Raw genomic sequence first — 17,587 nt, 5'->3', positions numbered from 1 at the left:
GGGCTGCTGGTCCCCGAACGCGTCCGCGCTGAGGACGCTCACGGCGTCGATCCCGCGCTGGGCGACGGCGGCGCGGGGTGCGGGCGGTGTGGTCGCGGGGGCCGGAGCCGGGCTGGCGGTGGCGGGCGCGGCCGGGGCCTTGGCCAGTTCCACCAGGGAGCTGCCGGTCAGGCCGGCGAGGCGGCTGCCGGGGAGCACGCCGGACGCGTTGCCCAGGACCAGGGCGGAGACGGCGCTCTTGGCCGTGGCCGACTCGGGGCTGAACTGCGGGTCGGTCCCAACCGGGGTGGCCTGGAGCAGCCGGGCCGGGGCGGGGCACACGGCCACGAGGTTACCGGCCGGGACCGCGGCCTGAGGTGCCGTCAGCGGGCTGCTGCCGGAGGTCCGGGGCGCCAGTGCCGTCGCGGCCACCAGTCCGCCGCCCGCGGCGACTATGACCACGCCGGCGAGGATCCCGCCCAGCGGGCGGGCCAGGGTCTTCAGCCGCCGGGCTGTTGGTTGGGAATCAGTGGGCCGGGACTCCTTGCCGCGGGCGCTGCGGTCCCGTTTGCCGTCGGACGGACCGTCGCCGGAGTTTTCGGGCCGGACCGCGGGGTGCTGTTCGTCAGGCATGCTGGTGTTCCTTCCGCAGGGACGCTTCGTCCCGGGAGATGCCGGCATTGCGGCGGCGGGCGGGCATGGGGATGGCCAGCAGCACGGTCAGGCCGATCACGACCGCCTGCCCGATGCCGGTCCAGAGCGCCCAGGGGTTCTCGTAGCGGATGCTGAGCTGGCCGCCGCGGGCCGGCAGTGTGAAGGCCTGTGCCCAGTCCGAGGTGGTGGCGGTGAGCCGCTTGCCGTCCAGGAAGGCGCTCCATCCGGCGTCGGCCCGTTCGCTGAGGACCACCAGTCGGCCCTCGGGACCGTCCGGAACCGGAGCCTCGGCGTCCAGCGGTCCGGCGGGCAGAAGTCCGGTGGTGGCGCCGGAGCCGTCGACGATCCGCAGCCGGTGTGCCACCTCCGCGGCGTCGGCGGGGCCCTGCTGGCTTGGGTGCAGCGGGGTGATACGCCACAGCCAGCCGACGTCGGTCTGCCCGACGGCGACGAGGCCGGGGACGGCGTCCATCCTGCTGGCCGTCAGCTGGGCCGAGCTGTCCGTGGCCGAGAGCACCACGAAGCCGATGCCGAATTCCTCCAGCTGCTGGCGCGGATCCACGCCCTGGCCGGCGACGATGGTGGCGACGACGGAGCGGAGTGAGCCGTTGACGGCGTCGTCCAGCCGGACGGATTCCTCGCCCGGGGCCCCGATGACGGGCCGGGCGGAGGCGATCGCGGACAGGGCGTCCAGGGTGGTCCCGGAGCCACGCATCAGCGAGGCGGCGAATCCGCCGTTGTCCTGTGCGGAGATCACCAGGGTCCGGGCCTGTTCGGGACCCTCGCCGCGGTCGATCGCGGTGGCGGGCAGCGCCGTGGCCCGGCCCGGCTGAAGCAGCCGGGAAACCCCGAGCGCACCGTCATCGGCGGCGGCATCTGCGGCGTCGGTGCCGGCGGCAGGTCCCGCGGCCGGGGTTCCGGTTCCCGCGGATCCGGTGGAGGCGGCCCCGGCTGAGGCAGTTCCGGCGGGGGCGGCCGTGGTCTGCAAAACGTTGTGCGCGGACCACGCCGCCAGCCCTGCAAGCGGCCCCGCGACCAGAAGCACGACGGCGGCCGCGGCGGCGCCCTTCACCAGGAAGGCAGGGACCGCGACTGCACGGGCCGGAAGCGCCCGGGAGGTGGTGGGCCCTTCTGTTGCGGTGTCGGCGGCCGAATCGGCCCCCGGCTCTGCCTCAACGGTGACGGACCGGGTGCGGGCTGCGGCCGCGGCGTCCAGCAGGGCCTCGGCGCCGAGCAGCGCCGCGCCGAGCAGGAGGAAGGCCGCGGCGGACACGGCCGGTCCGGAGAACGGGGAGACCAGGACCTCGGCGCTGGCGGCGACGGCGAGGTGGCCGGCGAGCCAGCTTCTTGCCAACAGAACGAGCGCCGAGGCCCAGAGGCTGCGCGCGAGGCGGGGCCGGCGGCCGGTGCCGCGGCGGCCCGGGAGGAACAGCGCGGTGAGCGCCAGCACCAGGACGGGAACCCCTGCGAGCAGGGCCAGCAACAGCGCCCACGGCACGGGGCCGGGGCCGAAGAGGGACAGTCCGGTCAGGCCCGCGCCGGCGTCGAAGCGCAACGGCTGGCCGAGTGCCTGCTGCCAGAGCGGCGCGGCGTCGAAGCCGAGCGGCAGTCCCGGGTCAGCGAGCAGGGCGCGAGGGCGGTCCAGGGCGGAGAGAGCGAACGGAACGAACAGCGCCAGGCTGGGAAGCAGCGACCACCAGAGCGTGCGTCCCCGGCGGCCCAGCAGGACCGCGCCGAGGACGATCAGGACCAGGGCAGGCACCAGGAGCGAGGGGGCGGCGGCGGTGACGACCGCCAGGGCGAGCCCGGCGGCGGCCGCGGCGGTCCAGGACGGCGTCCCGTTGATGCCGGGTTTGATGGGGGGCTTCTCGGTAAAGCGGCGCTCCCCCGGCGCGGGCACCGCGAAGCGGCCGCGGCCGGGGACGGTGCCGGTGGCGCGCAGCAGCGCCAGGACCAGCAGCGGCAGCATCACGTGGGCCACCAAGGCACCCAGTCGGCCCTGGTTCAGGGCCACCTGCAGCGCCGGGGCGCCGGCCCAGGCCAGCGCGGCGATGAACCGCAGCCGGCGCCGCCGGGTCAGGGCCCCCGCGGCGAACCAAGCCGTCAGGGCCGCCAGCGGCATGGCCAGCAGCAGCAGCCACACGACCGAGGCGTTGGCGTTCCCCGCGCCGAGGACGCCCAGGAACCAGAGCACGAAACCGAAGGGATCCCCGCGCCCTGGCAGCCCGGCGCCAAGTTCCACCCACCAGCCGGTGGCGTGGTCCCAGATCCTGCCCAGCCCGGTGGAGAGCGGGATCAGTGCGCCGCCGGTGACGGCGTCGGCCCGGAAAATGTTCAGCAGCCCTGCCACCGAGGCCGCGGCCGCGAGCAGCATCGCCAGCAGCGCGCCGGCTCCCACCCAGCCGCGGTCCGTTGCGGCCAGGGCGGCGAAGTCGTCGGCGGCGTCGCCGCTGGGCTGCTCGCCCAAAGGGTCGTGGCCCGGCATACCCTCGGCGTCGTCCGAGCCGAGGGACTCGATCAGGGAGCGCCGATGGGCCCAGACCTCGCGGCGGTGGGTCTGCAGGCCCTTGATCACGGAGCGGCGGATCCGGCGGGTGCGCGCGGCGTTGCGGCGGCCGCGGAGAACGGCGGCGGGCCGGGCCAGGGCGCCGAGGGTGGCTACCAACTGGGCCAGTCCATGGCCGGGGTCCTTGAGCGCGATGCTCAGGACAAGTTTGAACAGGCTTCCCAGCAGGGCGCCGATGGCATGCAGGGGCACCTTCCAGGCCGAGGCGTGCTTGAGCCGCAGGTGGACCTGGGCCTTGCGGGCGGAGGCGGGGGTGCCCTGGCCGTGCGGGCGGTGCGCCACGTGGAACATGCGTGCCGTCGGGACCACCACCACGCGGTGGCCGGCCAGGCGGTTGCGCCAGCAGAAGTCGACGTCGTCGCCGGTTCCGGGCAGGGCCGGGTCGAATCCGCCCAGCTGCTCCCAGACGTCCCGGCGGACCAGCATGCCGGCGGAGTTGACGGCAAAGATGTCGCTGCGGCCGTCGTACTGGCCCTGGTCGAGCTCGTCCGCCTCGATCAGGGTGAGCCGCTCGGCCCAACGGCTGATGGAGAGTCCAACGTCGATCAGGCGCCGCTCGGAGTGCCAGTCGAGCTGCTTGCAGCCCGCCACCGTCACCGAGGGCGCGCGTTCGACGGCGTGCAGCAGTTCCGCGAGGGCCTCGGGGGCCGGGGCGGCGTCGTCGTGGAGCAGCCAGACCCATTCGGCGTCGGCGGCCATGCCCTCCCGGCGCGGGGCCAGGGCGGCCAGGCCGGCCTGCACCGCTCCGCCCATGCCGGTCCGGGAGTGTTCAACGGCGGTGACGTTACCGGCGCCGAGCGCCTGCGCCAACAGGGCCGCCGAATGGTCGCGGGATCCGGTGTCGACCCCGATCGCGGCGTCCGCGGGGCGCGTCTGCGCCGCCAGGGCCGCGAGGGTTCTGGGGAGGTAGTCACCGCCGTCGTGGGCTACCACGACGGCGGTGACTCGTACTTCTTGAAGAATTAGACTGCCCGCTTCCTAAGCCTGCGGCGTTCCCGCTCGGAGAGGCCACCCCAGATGCCGAAACGCTCGTCATTGGAGAGTGCGTACTCCAGGCACTGCGAGCGGACGTTGCACGCGCCGCAGACCTTCTTGGCGTCCCGGGTGGAGCCGCCCTTTTCGGGGAAGAACGCCTCGGGGTCCGTCTGGGCGCACAGCGCGTCCGTCTGCCAGCCCAGCTCGCCTTCGTCGTCGAAGTCCTGCTGCGCGGGGAGACCGATCCAGATCGCCTGGGTTACGGTGCCGGCGTCGGGGGCCTGCACCTCCATGGGCGGGTCCAGCGGATCGTCGTCGAGATCCGGGTTCCCCGCCAGGAGAGCCTCGTGGGCTGCGAGGAAGGCCGTGGCCTGGTCCTCCAGCGCGTCCTTGGTCTGGCCGTTGTAGCGGTCCGCGGCCTCCGGATCGGCCGGGTCCACGTACCAATCGCTCGGCACTCCGCGTGAACGGTATTTGGCCGTCGCCTGGCCGGCGACAACTTCCTCTTCATGGATACGCTCTGCAAGCCCCATTGGCGTTTCCCTCTCTGATTGGCAGCCCCTGCTTGACCCACGGACACTCGGTTGAGCGCCGGCTGTTGTGCGGTGGCTTTCGTTCCCTAATTACACGTGTGTAAGTATCGGGGAGTCAAGCGGCAGCAGGGATAATAATCAATTCCTTGGGAATTCCTGAGGCACGCCACGCCCGTGATTTTTTGCGCGGCCTGCGGCCCATCCCCGCCAAATGGGAAGCATGCTGACCACCTTCGGGGGCCTAACGGCGATTTCTGCTCCCTTTTGGCCGACATTCCGGCATCATCGGCGGCGTCCCCCTCCCCCGCGGTGACCGCGCACGTGACGGCACCGATCCGCCCGGCCCCGCGCGCCGTGACCGAGATCACTCGCTGCGGGACGAGGGCAGGTCCGGGGTACTGCCAGGCGGGGCGCGGCGGCCGCCGTGGCAAGATGAACGCCATGAACATCCCCGCCGCCGACCTGATGTCGGCCCTGCGTTCCGGCCAGTCCACCGCCCCGCGCCTGACCTGGTACGGCCCGGACGCCGAGCGCGTCGAGCTCTCCGGCCGGGTGCTGGATAACTGGGTGGCGAAAACCAGCAACCTGCTGCAGGACGAACTGGACGCCGAACCGGGGACCCGGCTGCGGCTCGACCTGCCGGCACACTGGAAATCGCTGGTGCTGGCCCTGGCCGCCTGGCAGTTGGGGATGGAGGTGGTGCTGGCGGACGGCGACGCCGAACTGCTCGCCACGGCGGATCCCGGCCCGGCCGCGGCCGCCGGCGGAGTCGACGCCGTGCTGGCCGTGGCGCTGCCGGCCCTGGCGATGCGCTGGCCGGGCGAACTCCCCAGCGGCGTGCTCGACTATGCGGCGGAGGTCCGCAGCCACGCGGACTTCTTTATGGCCTACGTTGACCCGGAGCCGGACCGGACCGCGCTGCGGGACGCCGCCGGCGTCGACCATCCGCACGGCCGGCTGGTCGAGGACTTCGGGGCCCTGCCAGGGGTTGCGGACGACGGCGCTACTCACAGCGCTGCGGCGCCGCGGTTGCTGGTGCAGGCCGGGGACGGCCTGGAGGCGGCGCTGTCGCGGGCGCTGTGGGCCTGGTCCAGGGACGGCTCGGTGGTGCTGGTGCACCCGGACGTTGCCCTGACCGAGCGGCTGCTAGGCGACGAACGGATCAGCCTCCGCTGATCCGTCGTGCTCTGCCCTGGCCCGAGAAGCAGCCCTACGGGGCCTGGCGTCCGTCCGCCGTCGCGCCCGGGCTTCCGGTCTCGCGGCCGGCAGGCACTGATCCGGCGGCGTGCGGGTGGCGTTCGATGATCTCATGGTCGCCGGAGAACTCGGGCTCGTCGTCGAGTTCCTTGTTGAAGACCAGGAAACGGTAGGCGAAGAAGCGCACCACGGTTGCGACCAGGATGCCGACAACGCCGGCCAGGAACAGCATGTTCTTGTCGGTGATGCCCATGCCGTACTTGGCGAGGGCGGTCAGGCCGGTGGAGATGCCGATGCCGATGCCGTTGATCAGCACGAACATCACGAACTCGCGCAGCACGTTGGCCTGGCGGCGGTGCCGGAAGGTCCAGAAGCGGTTGGCGATCCAGGAGAAGATGGTGGCCACGGTCGCCCCGACGAAGCGGGCCTTGGCCTCGCTGTCGGACATGGGGCCGTGCATCAGGTAGTAGGTCAGGCCGTTGTCGATGACAAAGGCGACACCGCCGACGGCTCCGAACTTCGCTACTTCGCGCCAAAAGAGCGAGGCGAGCCCGCGGATCCGGTCTGCAAGTGTGGTGATCATGACCCTCCGAGGGCGTTGCTGTCTGTGGGGGCCGGGTGGCCGACGGCCCATTTTAGCGCCGTTTCCCCGGAGATTGCCCCGCTGCGGGGACTCACCGGCCCAAATCACGGGTCCGGGGCCTCGTCCGGCGCCGGGTTCGGTAGGCTGGTCGATGTGACTTTTCCAGTAATCGGCGTGGTTGGCGGCGGCCAACTAGCCCGCATGATGGCCCCAGCCGCGACCGCTCTCGGCTTCGAACTCCGTGTCCTCGCCGAGGCTGAGGACGTCTCCGCGGTGGCCGCGGTGGCGAAAGCCCCGGTCGGTGACTACAAGGACCTGGACCACCTGCTGGAGTTCTCCCGCGGGCTGGACGTCCTCACCTTCGACCACGAGCACGTGCCCACCGACCACCTGCGCGCCCTGATCGATGCCGGCGTCAACGTCCACCCGGGCCCCGACGCCCTGGTCAACGCCCAGGACAAACTCGTGATGCGCGCCGCGATCGACCGGCTGGAACTGCCGAACCCGCGCTGGGCCGCGGTGGACGACGTCGACGCCCTCGTCGCGTTCGGCGACGACGCCGGCTGGCCCGTGGTGCTGAAGACCCCGCGTGGCGGCTACGACGGCAAGGGCGTGCGCGTCATCGCCTCGGCCGGGGACGCCGCCGCGTCGGCCGACTGGTTCGAGTCGATGTCCCCGCTGCTGGCCGAGGCCAAGGTCGAGTTCAGCCGCGAACTCTCCGCCATGGTGGCCCGCACCCCGGACGGTGAATGCCGAGCCTGGCCCGTCGTGCACACCATCCAGGTCGACGGCGTCTGCGACGAGGTGATCGCCCCCGCCCTGGACATCCCGCTGGAGGTCGCCGCCGCGGCGGAAGACGCCGCCGTGCGGATCGCCAACGAACTCGGCGTCACCGGCGTCATGGCCGTGGAGATGTTCGAAACCCCCGGCGTCGGCTCCGGCTTCCTGATCAACGAACTGGCCATGCGCCCGCATAACACCGGCCACTGGACCCAGGACGGCTCCGTCACCAGCCAGTTCGAACAGCACCTGCGCGCCATCCTGAACCTGCCGCTGGGTGCCACCGACCTGCTGGGCCCGGTGGTGGTCATGAAGAACTTCCTCGGCGGCGCCAACCAGAACCTCTACTCGGCCTACCCCGCGGCGCTGGCCACCGAGCCGGCCGCCAAGGTCCACAGCTACGGCAAGGCCGTGCGGCCGGGCCGGAAGATCGGCCACGTCAACCTTGTCGGCGGCTCCACCGCCGACGTCGACTCCGTCCGGCAGCGCGCCGGCGCCGTCGCCGCCATCATCCGGGACGGCCGGCCCCAGGCCGCCGCGCCCGGGACCACCGGGGAGACCGAATGACCACCACTGACACCACCGCCGCCCCGCTCGTCGGGCTCGTCATGGGCTCCGACTCGGACTGGCCGGTCATGGAGGCCGCCGCGGAGGCGCTGGCCGAGTTCGGCATCCCCTTCGAGGCCGACGTCGTCTCCGCCCACCGAATGCCCACCGAGATGATCCGCTACGGGCAGACCGCCCACGAGCGCGGCATCCGGGTCATCATCGCCGGCGCCGGCGGCGCGGCCCACCTGCCCGGGATGCTCGCCTCGGTGACGCCGCTGCCGGTGATCGGGGTGCCCGTGCCGCTGAAGACCCTCGACGGCATGGACTCGCTCCTCTCGATCGTCCAGATGCCCGCCGGCGTGCCGGTGGCCACCGTCTCTATCGGCGGCGCCCGCAACGCCGGCCTGCTGGCCGTGCGCATGCTGGCCGCCGGGACGGACGCGTTCGCCGCCGAGCTGCGCACCGAACTGCTGCGCTTCGCCCAGGACCTCAACGACGCCGCCACCGCCAAGGGCGCCAGCCTGCGCGCCAAGGTGGCCGAGGTGTTCTCCGCCGAGAACACCGAACCGCGGGGCGGCCGGTAAGGATTCCCACCATGAGCGAAGGATCCGCCGGCGCGCCGGACACTGACCGGCCCGGGCGGACCCGGCTGACGGACCCGGTCCGGTATCCGCGGGGAGCCGCGCCCGCCACCCTGACCCGCCGCGGGATCCTGCTGATCCTGCTGACCCTCCTGGTTCCCGGCAGCGCGCAGCTGGTGGCCGGCGACCGGCGGCTGGGACGCGCCGCCCTGCGCGTCACCCTCACCGTCTGGGCCCTGGTACTGGTGGGGCTGATCCTGCTGGCCGTCGCACGGCCCACGCTGATCAACCTGGTCGCCAACCCGATCACCTCGCTGATCCTCGTGATCGTGCTCGCGGCCCTCGCCGTCGGCTGGGCGGCCCTGTTCCTGAACACGCTCCGGCTGATCCGGCCGGTGCTGCTGCCCGCGGCCCGCACCCGCGCCGCCGTCGTCCTCGGCCTGGTCGTCGCAATGGTTCTCAGCGCTGGCGGGCTCGGCTACACCGCCTACCTGCTGAATGTCGGCCGCGAGGCGATCGGCACCATCTTCGCCGACGGCCCCGCGATGGAGCCCTCCGAAGGCCGCTACAACTTCCTCATGATGGGCGGCGATGCCGGCGCGGACCGGACCGGCCGCCGCCCGGACAGCCTCTCGGTGATCAGCGTGGACGCCAAGACCGGCGCCTCCGCGATCATCTCGATCCCCCGCAACCTGCAAAACGCCAGGTTCAGCGACGATTCGCCGATGCGGAAGATCTACCCGGACGGCTATAACTGCGGCGACGAGTGCCTGATCAACGCGATCAACACCGAGGTCACCAACGAGCACCAGGACCTCTACCCCGGCGTCGAGGATCCCGGGGCGCAGGCCACGCTCGAGGCCGTCTCCGGCACGCTGGGCATCAAAGTCCAGGCCTACGTCCTGGTGGACATGGACGGCTTCGCCAAGCTCATCGACGCGATGGGCGGGATCCGGATCAAGGCCGGCGGCTGGGTCCCCATCAGCGGCGAGACCATCGACGAGGCCAACGGCATCCACGGCATGCCGCTGGGCTGGATCCCCGCCGGGGACAACACCCTGGACGGCTACCACGCCCTCTGGTACGGCCGTTCCCGAGAATTCGTCGACGATTACGCCCGCATCGCCCGGCAGCAGTGCGTCCAGCAGGCCATGCTCAAGCAGCTCGACCCGGGCACCCTGCTGACAAAGTTCGAGGACATCGTCAAGGCCGGCACCAAGGTGGTGGACTCCAACGTCTCCGCCGGCCAGCTGGGCAGCTTCGTTGACCTCGCCATGAAGTCCAAGGGCCAGCCGGTCCGCCGCCTGACCATCGGGCCGCCGGACTTCGAGGCGTACTTCTCCACCGTCCCGGACTTCGACCGGATCCACCAGGCCGTGGACAAGCTCCTCGGCCCGGCGCCGCAGGCGGGCGCCGGCACCGATGAGCTGCTGCGCCCGGCCGCGGTCCCCGGACCGCTCTCCGCCGCCGGCACCATCTCCGGGCTGTCGGCTCAGACCGCATCCCGCACGGTGCCCGGAACGTCGCCGGCGCCGTCGTCGTCCTCGGATTTCACCCCGGTGACCACGACGCCGGACGGTGAACCCATCACCGAGGAGATGCTCAACGACTTCAAACGCCAGGGCGACGAGCAGTCGATCCGCAACCTGGTTGCCACCAACGGCCAGTGCGCCCCGCTTTAGGATAAGGATCCATGTACGCACTCGAGAACGTCCTCCGCCCCTACGCATGGGGCTCCCCCACCGCGATCGCCGGCCTGCTGGGTCGCCCGGCCTCCGGCGGCCCGGAAGCCGAGCTGTGGATCGGGGCGCACCCGGACTCCCCCTCCACCGCGGCGCGAGCGGACGACGGCGGACCGCTGGCACTGGACGCGCTGATCGCCGGCGACCCGGACCACTTCCTGGGCAGTGAGAGCGTCGCCGCGTTCGGCCCGCGGCTGCCCTTCCTGCTGAAGGTCCTTGCCGCCGACCACCCGCTCTCCCTGCAGGTGCACCCCACCCTGGAACAAGCGCGGGCAGGCTTTGCGCGCGAGGAGGCCGCCGGCGTGGACCGGTCCGCGGCGACCCGCAACTACAAGGACGACAACCACAAGCCCGAGATGATCTTCGCGCTGACCCCGTTCGAGGCGCTCTGCGGCTTCAGGCCGGCTGCCGAGTCCCGCGCCGTGTTCGAGGACCTGGCCCGGGCCTTCGAGCAGGGCGGCCGCGAGGTGCCGGCCCTGCTGCCGCAGCTGGTCGGTGACCTCGCCCGGCCGGAGGAGGGACAGGCCCTGCGCGCCGCGTTCGAACGGCTGATCGGCGGGGGCGACAACGTGGCCGCCGCAACGGCCGCCGTCGTCGAGCTGCTGGCCGCCGGCACCCCGGACGGACCGGACGCCGCCGCCCTCGACACCGTCGGCATGCTCAACGCCGAATACCCCGGCGACCCCGGCGTGCTGATCTCACTGCTGCTGAACCGGATTTCCCTGGCCCCCGGCGAGGCCGTCTACCTGCCCGCCGGTAACGTGCACGCCTACCTGCACGGACTCGGGATCGAGGTGATGGCCTCCTCGGACAACGTGCTGCGCGGCGGCCTTACCCCCAAGTTCGTGGACGTGCCCGAGCTGTTGCGGACCATCGCCTTCGAGGCCGTGGGCGTCCCGGAGCTGCGCGCCGAGCAGACCATGCTGGGCCAGGAGCTGTACCGGCCGCCGTTCCAGGAATTCGCGCTGCAGCGCATCGAACTCGCCCCGGGCGGCGAGGCCGTTCCGCTGGCCCAGTCGGGCGCCGCGGTGCTGATCGTGGTGGCCGGGTCCGTGATGCTGGATTCGCCGAAGGGCGACCTCCGGCTGGACCGCGGCGGCAGCGCCTTCGTGCCGGCCGCCGAGGCGCCGGTGAACGTCCACCCGGCTGGGGACACCGCCGAACCGGCCGTTGTCTTTGCCGTGACCACCGGAATGAAGGCCTGATCATGGACCACTTCCTGCAGGGCCCGGACTGGGCCCGCGTCCAGCGCGACCTGGGCCGCACCGTCCACGAGGAGTCCGGTGACGGCTGGCGCTACCTCGCCATCGAGGAAAGCAACCCGGCCGGCAAGCTCCTCTACGTCCCCTACGGCCCGGTGGCCGGGTCGGTGGCCGCCTTCGACGCCGCGCTGGCCTCGCTGACGGCCCGCGCCAAGGCGTCCGGTGCGGTCTTCATCCGGGTCGAGCCGGTCAGCGCCGGGTTCTCCGCCGCGGAGGCCGACGCGGTCCTGCGCAGCCGCGGCCTGCGTCCGGCACCGGCGAACCTGCAGCCGGAGCTGAGCTGGATCGTGGATCTTGAGCCGGACTTCAAGGAGGTCCTGGCCGGGATGAAGCCGGTCAACCGGAACCTCTACCGCAACATCCACAAGAAGGGCGTGACGTTCCGGGCCAGCCAGGACCCCGCCGAGATTTCGGTCCTGCTGGGATTCCTGCACCAGACGGCGGCCCGCAACGGCTTCAAGCCGCAGAGCGATGAGTACCTGACGCAGGTGGCGCGGACGCTGATGCCCTCGGGCGCCGCGACCCTGTTCATCGCCGAGCTGGAGGGATCACCGATCGCGGCGGCCCTGACGTACGACTCGGCGGACACCCGCACCTACGCCCATGCGGCGCTGGATGACACCCACCGCAAGCTCAGCGCCGGCATCCCGCTGGTGGTGACCCTGATGGCGGACGCCAAGGACAAGGGCCTGAAGCACGTGGACCTCTGGGGCGTCGCGCCGGCGGACCAGCCGGACCACAAGTGGGCCGGGTTCACCGCCTTCAAGAAATCCTTCGGCGGCCGGGAGGTCGCCTACCCGGGCACCTGGGACCTGCCGGTGAACACGCTGCGCTACGGCGGCTACCAGCTGGCCCGGAAGGGCGCCCAGGTCCTGAAGGGGCTGCTCCGCAGGCTGCGGAAGTAGCCCCCGCGGCGGGTTTCGCCGTGCGACACGCAAATACGCCCGCGCCCCCGGAATGTTCGGGGCGCGGGCGTTTTTGCGTGTCGCCAGGCCGCTGGGCGCCGTTACTTGGCCCCGGCGCGCCTCTGCGCCTCGTAGGCGCTGGCCACCATGTCCTCCACCGTGTGCCGCATCTTCCAGTCCAGGTCCCGGGCGGCGCGGGTGCCGTCCGCCACGATCCGGTCCGGGTCACCGGGGCGGCGCGGGCCGATCTCCGGTTCGAAGTCGATGCCGGTCACGGTGGCCATGGCGGTCATGATCTGCTTCACGGACAGGCCGTCGCCGGAGCCCAGGTTGTAGACCCGCTCCAGCGGCTTGCCAGCGGCCAGTGCCTGCGCGGCGGCGACGTGCGAGGCGGCGAGGTCGGCGACGTGGACGTAGTCGCGGACGCAGGTGCCGTCCTCGGTGTTGTAGTCGGTGCCGTTGATCTTCGGCGTCTTACCCGAGGTCAGCGCCCGGAGCACGATCGGGAACAGGTTGTGGGGGCTCGTGTCATAGAGTTCCGGCGAGCCGGAGCCCACCACGTTGAAGTAGCGCAGCGAGGTGTGCTTGAGGCCGCGGGCCACGCCCTGGTCCCGGATCAGCCACTCGCCGATCAACTTGCTTTCGCCGTACGGGGACTCGGGCGAGGTGGCCGTGTCCTCCGTGACGATGTCCACCCGCGGCGTGCCGTAGGTGGCGGCCGAGGAGGAGAACACCAGCTTGTCCACGTCGGCCAGTTCCATCGCCTTGAGCAGGTTGGCCGTGCCGGTGACGTTCTGTTCGTAGGTGAGCAGGGGTTCCTGCACCGAGACGCCGGCGTACTTGAAGCCGGCCAGGTGGATGACGCCGGTGACGCCGTGGTCCACCATGCTGCGGGCCACCACCTCGGTGTCCAAGATGCTGGCGTGCACGAACGGCACGTCCTCCGGGACGAATTCGCGGTGGCCGCTGGAGAGCGAGTCCACCACCAGGGAAGGGATCGAGGCCGCGCGCAACGCCGCGACCACGTGGGAGCCGATATATCCTGCACCGCCGGTTACAAGCCAAGTCATGGCACCACCCTATCGGGGTAAAGCTGATCCCGGCACGCGGGCGCGTACCGGGATCAGGAAATGACGAAGCGGGTGGCCGCTAGTGCTTGCGGGCGTAGCCCTCCCACTTGCTGGCCTGGTGCTCGCCGTCGACGAAGCGGATGGTGCCGGACTTGGAGCGCATCACGATGGACTGGGTGAGGACCTTGTCCTTGGAGTAGCGCACGCCCTTGAGCAGGTCGCCGTCGGTGATGCCGGTGGCGGCGAAGTAGCAGTTGTCGCTGGAGACGAGGTCGTTGGTGGAGAGCACCCGGTCCAGGTCGTGGCCGGCGTCGATCGCCTTCTGCTTTTCCTCGTCGCTGGTGGGCCAGAGGCGGCCCTGGATGACGCCGCCGAGGGACTTGATCGCACAGGCCGCGACGATGCCTTCGGGGGTGCCGCCGATGCCCATCAGGGCGTCGACACCGGTGCCGGAGCGGGCCGCGGCGATGGCGCCGGCGACGTCGCCGTCCATGATGAACTTCGTACGCGCGCCGGCCTCGCGGATCTCGTCCACCAGCGGGCGGTGCCGGTCGCGGTCCAGGATCATGACGTTGAGCTGGTTGACCTTGACGCCCTTGGCCTTGGCGATCAGGTGCAGGTTCTGCTTGACCGGCAGGCGCAGGTCCACCATGTCGGCGGCCTCGGGGCCGGTCACCAGCTTCTCCATGTAGAAGACGGCGGAGGGGTCGAACATCGAACCGCGCTCGGCGACGGCCAGGACGGCCAGGGCGTTGTTGATGCCGAGGGCGGTCAGCCGGGTGCCGTCGATGGGGTCGACGGCGACGTCGACCTCGGGGCCGGTGCCGTCGCCGACGCGTTCGCCGTTGAACAGCATCGGGGCCTCGTCCTTTTCGCCCTCACCGATGACCACGACGCCGTTGAAGTGGACGGTCTGGAGGAAGGAGCGCATGGCGTCGACGGCGGCGCCGTCGGCCTTGTTCTTGTCGCCGAAGCCCACCCAGTGGCCGCCGGCGATGGCCGCGGCCTCGGTGACGCGGACCAGTTCCAGGGCAAGGTTGCGGTCAGGCTCGTCGATGCCGACGGCAAGCGACGGGGAAAGCGTGGAGTACTGCTGGGTGATGGACGCAGGTGACACGTGAACCTCTTCTTCGAGTGGCAATCATCGAACCCGCCCGGCCGGGTGGCGGCCGCAACGGTCGTTCGTCTCTTATCGATCATAGTCACGGCCGCGTCCATCGGTCAGTGGATGACGGCCCCTTACCGGAACCTACTGCCCGGTAGCGTCCCGGCAGGGTCCGGACGGGGGCGCCGGAGGGGGCACCGTGGAATGGGAGATCGGTGCGCCATGGGCGACTATAGAAGGGTGAACGAATTGCAGGAAACGCCGTCCGAGGCGCCCCGAACGCCGGCCCCGGCGGACCAGCCCGTCAAACCCGTCATCCGCGCCGCCGCAGCCAAGCGCGCCAACGCGTCGGTGATCGGCATGATCGTCGCCCTGGTGCTGAGCATCGCGGCGTTCCTTCCGGTGGTGCTGATGAACCCGGCGCCCAAGAGCGACGGCTACCGTCCCAGCATCGACGTCGCCGGCATCGCCGCCAACGCCGCCGGAGTGGCAGGATTCACACCGGTTGCGCCGCAGGCGGGCGACGGGTACCGGGCCAACTACGCCCGGTGGGAGTCCGGCATCGCCACCGGCGTCGCCACCTGGGAGGTGGGCTACCTGACGCCCAAGGATTCCTTCATCGGCCTGGTCCAGACCAGGCAGTCCAACCCCACCTGGCTGCGGGACCAGACCAAGAGCGCCCCGGTCACCGGCACCCGGAACGCCGGCGGCAAGGACTGGGAACTGCGTGACACCGGCAAGGGCGAAAAGAGCATGGTCCTGAACTACCGCGGTACCACCGTGGTGCTCAGCGGACCGGCGACCCTGGCCGAGTTCTCCACCCTGGGCGCGGCCGTGGTCGCGGCGCTGGACAGCAACCCCGCCGCAACAGTTTCTGCGACGGCGGCACCCTCGACGTAAAGTAAGCAGGGTGACCACTCAACTGACTCCCGCCCTCGCCTGGCGCCGCCTGCAGGAAGGCAACCAGCGCTTCGTTGCCGGTGAATCCTCGCACCCGAACCAGGACGCCTCGCGCCGGTCCTCACTGGTGGAGAACCAGCACCCGTTCGCCGTCATCTTCGGCTGCGCCGACTCCCGGCTCGCCGCCGAGATCATCTTCGACCTGGGCCTGGGGGACGCGTTCGTCGTCCGCACCGCCGGCCAGGTGATCGACGACGCCGTCCTCGGCTCGCTCGAGTACAGCATCGGCGTGCTCGGCGTGCCGCTGATCGTGGTCCTGGGCCACGACAGCTGCGGCGCCGTCATCGCCACCAAGGACGCCGTCGAATCGGGCGAGATGCCCGGCGGCTTCGTCCGCAGCCTGGTCGAGCGCATCACCCCGGCCGTGCTGACCTCGCTGCGCAACGGCCACACCGAGGTCAACGACATGGTCGAGGAAAACGTCAAGCAGATCGCTCAGCGGCTGGTGGACAGCTCGCGCACCATTTCCGACGCCGTAGCCAACGGCAGCACCGCGGTGCTGGGCGTGACCTACCGCCTCGCAGAGGGCCGGGCCGACCGGGTCTCCGGGATCGGCGAGCTCTAGGGTCCTCCGCGTGCACCTCATGGGGTCCGGTGGCGCCGGTTCACGGTTTTCGAAGCGGCGCCCCGGCCCAATAAGCTAGCCCCATGACTTCCACAGCAGATTTGACCAACGAAGAATTCCGCATCGAGCACGACACGATGGGCGAGGTCCGCGTCCCGGCCAACGCCCTGTACCGTGCGCAGACGCAGCGTGCAGTCGAAAACTTCCCGATCTCCGGCAAGACCCTGGAGCGCGCCCACATCGAGGCCCTCGCCCGGGTCAAGAAGGCAGCGGCGCAGGCCAACGCGGAGCTGGGAGTGCTCGACGGCGAGCTGGCCCAGGCGATCGCCGACGCGGCCGACGAGGTCGCCGCGGGCAAGTACGACGGCCACTTCCCGATCGACGTGTTCCAGACCGGTTCCGGTACCTCCTCGAACATGAACACCAACGAGGTCATCGCCGAGCTCGCCTCCCGCGCGCTGAAGGCCGGCGGCAGCGACAAGGTGGTCCACCCGAACGACCACGTCAACGCCTCGCAGTCCTCCAACGACGTGTTCCCCACCTCCGTCCACGTCGCCGCAACCTCCGCGCTGATCAACGACCTGATCCCGGCCCTGGGCTACCTGGCCGAGTCCTTGGAGCGGAAGTCGGCCGAGTTCAAGGACGTCGTGAAGTCCGGCCGCACCCACCTGATGGACGCCACCCCCGTCACCCTCGGCCAGGAGTTCGGCGGCTACGCCGCGCAGGTCCGTTACGGCATCGAGAGGATCAACGCCTCCCTCCCCCGCGTCGCCGAGGTCCCCCTGGGCGGCACCGCCGTCGGCACCGGCATCAACACCCCGGCCGGCTTCCCGGAGCGCGTGATCGAGCTGCTCGCCGCGGACACCGGCCTGCCGCTGACCGAGGCCCGCGACCACTTCGAGGCCCAGGCCAACCGTGACGGCCTGATCGAGGCCTCCAGCCAGCTGCGCAACATCGCGATCTCCTTCATGAAGATCAACAACGACCTGCGCTGGATGGGTTCTGGCCCCAACACCGGCCTCGGCGAGATCGCCATCCCGGACCTGCAGCCGGGCTCCTCGATCATGCCGGGCAAGGTCAACCCGGTCATCTGCGAGGCCTCCATCATGGTCGCCGCGCAGGTCATCGGCAACGACACCGCCATCGCCTGGTCCGGCACCAACGGCGCCTTCGAGCTCAACGTCGGCATCCCCGTCATGGCCGCCAACCTGCTCGAGTCCGTCCGCCTGCTGGCCAACACCAGCCGCGTCATGGCCGACAAGATGATCGACGGCATCACCGCCAACATCGAGCGTGCCCGCTTCCTGGCCGAGGCCTCCCCCTCGATCGTGACCCCGCTGAACAAGTTCATCGGCTACGAGAACGCCGCCAAGATCGCCAAGAAGGCCGTCGCCGAGGGCCTGACCATCCGCGAGACCGTCGTTGCCATGGGCTTCCTGGAGCGCGGCGAACTGACCGAGGAGCAGCTGGACACCGCCCTGGACGTCATGTCCATGACCCGTCCGCCGCACAAGGCTTAGGGCCCAGGGGCAGCAACCGGACCCCGCAGGGGCGGAACGACGACGGCGGCCGGTACCTTCC

14 protein-coding genes and 1 pseudogene are annotated in these 17,587 nt (G+C 71.1%); 9 read left to right on the top strand and 6 right to left on the bottom strand.

The features are described from left to right. The 3 genes and pseudogenes from AB0305_RS19650 to AB0305_RS19640 all read right to left on the bottom strand — a co-directional run. A pseudogene (locus tag AB0305_RS19650) lies at positions 1-612 on the bottom strand (hypothetical protein); the annotation flags it as partial. Next, positions 605-4,162, bottom strand: coding sequence for a glycosyltransferase family 2 protein (locus tag AB0305_RS19645; RefSeq protein WP_364137305.1), 3,558 nt, complete (start codon positions 4,160-4,162; stop codon positions 605-607). The pseudogene AB0305_RS19650 and the gene AB0305_RS19645, both read right to left, overlap by 8 nt. After that, positions 4,162-4,707 carry a WhiB family transcriptional regulator gene (locus AB0305_RS19640; RefSeq protein WP_290258534.1) on the bottom strand — a complete coding sequence of 182 codons (546 nt, stop codon included), beginning with the start codon at positions 4,705-4,707 and terminating at the stop codon, positions 4,162-4,164. The genes AB0305_RS19645 and AB0305_RS19640 overlap by 1 nt, the downstream gene beginning before the upstream one ends. A gap of 441 nt (positions 4,708-5,148) precedes the next feature. Here AB0305_RS19640 and AB0305_RS19635 point away from each other — a divergent pair, with 441 nt between their 5' ends. Further along, positions 5,149-5,883 (top strand): TIGR03089 family protein, encoded by a 735-nt coding sequence (locus AB0305_RS19635; RefSeq protein WP_364136857.1) that lies wholly within the window; start codon positions 5,149-5,151, stop codon positions 5,881-5,883. A gap of 34 nt (positions 5,884-5,917) precedes the next feature. Here AB0305_RS19635 and AB0305_RS19630 read toward each other — a convergent pair whose 3' ends face one another. Beyond that, a complete protein-coding gene (locus AB0305_RS19630) occupies positions 5,918-6,487 on the bottom strand; it encodes a GtrA family protein (RefSeq protein ID WP_364136855.1) in 570 nt (189 codons plus the stop codon). Positions 6,488-6,688: 201 nt separating this feature from the next. Between AB0305_RS19630 and AB0305_RS19625 the strand changes: the two genes are divergently transcribed. The 5 genes from AB0305_RS19625 to AB0305_RS19605 are packed head-to-tail and all read left to right on the top strand — an operon-like array spanning position 6,689 to position 12,306. After that, the gene (locus AB0305_RS19625) at positions 6,689-7,834 is read left to right on the top strand and encodes a 5-(carboxyamino)imidazole ribonucleotide synthase (RefSeq protein WP_364137303.1); all 1,146 of its coding nucleotides are present in this window, start codon (positions 6,689-6,691) and stop codon (positions 7,832-7,834) included. Then, a complete protein-coding gene (gene purE, locus AB0305_RS19620; RefSeq protein WP_364136853.1) occupies positions 7,831-8,400 on the top strand; it encodes a 5-(carboxyamino)imidazole ribonucleotide mutase in 570 nt (189 codons plus the stop codon). The genes AB0305_RS19625 and purE overlap by 4 nt, the downstream gene beginning before the upstream one ends. 11 nt (positions 8,401-8,411) lie before the next feature. Further along, complete coding sequence (locus AB0305_RS19615) at positions 8,412-10,079, top strand: LCP family protein (protein WP_364136851.1); 1,668 nt, start codon at positions 8,412-8,414, stop codon at positions 10,077-10,079. Positions 10,080-10,090: 11 nt separating this feature from the next. Then, a complete protein-coding gene (gene manA / locus AB0305_RS19610; RefSeq protein ID WP_364136849.1) occupies positions 10,091-11,344 on the top strand; it encodes a mannose-6-phosphate isomerase, class I in 1,254 nt (417 codons plus the stop codon). Positions 11,345-11,346: 2 nt separating this feature from the next. Then, positions 11,347-12,306 carry a peptidoglycan bridge formation glycyltransferase FemA/FemB family protein gene (locus AB0305_RS19605; RefSeq protein ID WP_364136847.1) on the top strand — a complete coding sequence of 320 codons (960 nt, stop codon included), beginning with the start codon at positions 11,347-11,349 and terminating at the stop codon, positions 12,304-12,306. 101 nt (positions 12,307-12,407) lie between these two features. Here the strand turns inward: AB0305_RS19605 and galE are convergent, their stop codons facing one another. Continuing rightward, positions 12,408-13,376 (bottom strand): UDP-glucose 4-epimerase GalE, encoded by a 969-nt coding sequence (galE, locus tag AB0305_RS19600; protein WP_364136845.1) that lies wholly within the window; start codon positions 13,374-13,376, stop codon positions 12,408-12,410. A gap of 79 nt (positions 13,377-13,455) precedes the next feature. Next, positions 13,456-14,493: a class II fructose-bisphosphatase gene (gene glpX / locus AB0305_RS19595; RefSeq protein WP_290258543.1), complete on the bottom strand. Its 1,038-nt coding sequence runs from the start codon at positions 14,491-14,493 to the stop codon at positions 13,456-13,458. Positions 14,494-14,721: 228 nt separating this feature from the next. Between glpX and AB0305_RS19590 the strand changes: the two genes are divergently transcribed. From AB0305_RS19590 to AB0305_RS19580, 3 genes are all read left to right on the top strand, one after another. Next, positions 14,722-15,381, top strand: a complete 660-nt coding sequence (locus AB0305_RS19590; protein WP_364136843.1) for a DUF4245 domain-containing protein — start codon at positions 14,722-14,724, stop codon at positions 15,379-15,381. 10 nt (positions 15,382-15,391) lie between these two features. Then, a complete protein-coding gene (locus AB0305_RS19585) occupies positions 15,392-16,006 on the top strand; it encodes a carbonic anhydrase (RefSeq protein WP_290258545.1) in 615 nt (204 codons plus the stop codon). Positions 16,007-16,089: 83 nt separating this feature from the next. After that, positions 16,090-17,526, top strand: coding sequence for a class II fumarate hydratase (locus tag AB0305_RS19580; RefSeq protein WP_364136841.1), 1,437 nt, complete (start codon positions 16,090-16,092; stop codon positions 17,524-17,526). Positions 17,527-17,587: the final 61 nt, after the last annotated feature.

The organism is Arthrobacter sp. NPDC080086, assembly GCF_040702285.1.
The sequence above is the reverse complement of the archived record's forward strand: the minus strand, read 5'-3'. Positions and strand labels throughout refer to the sequence as shown.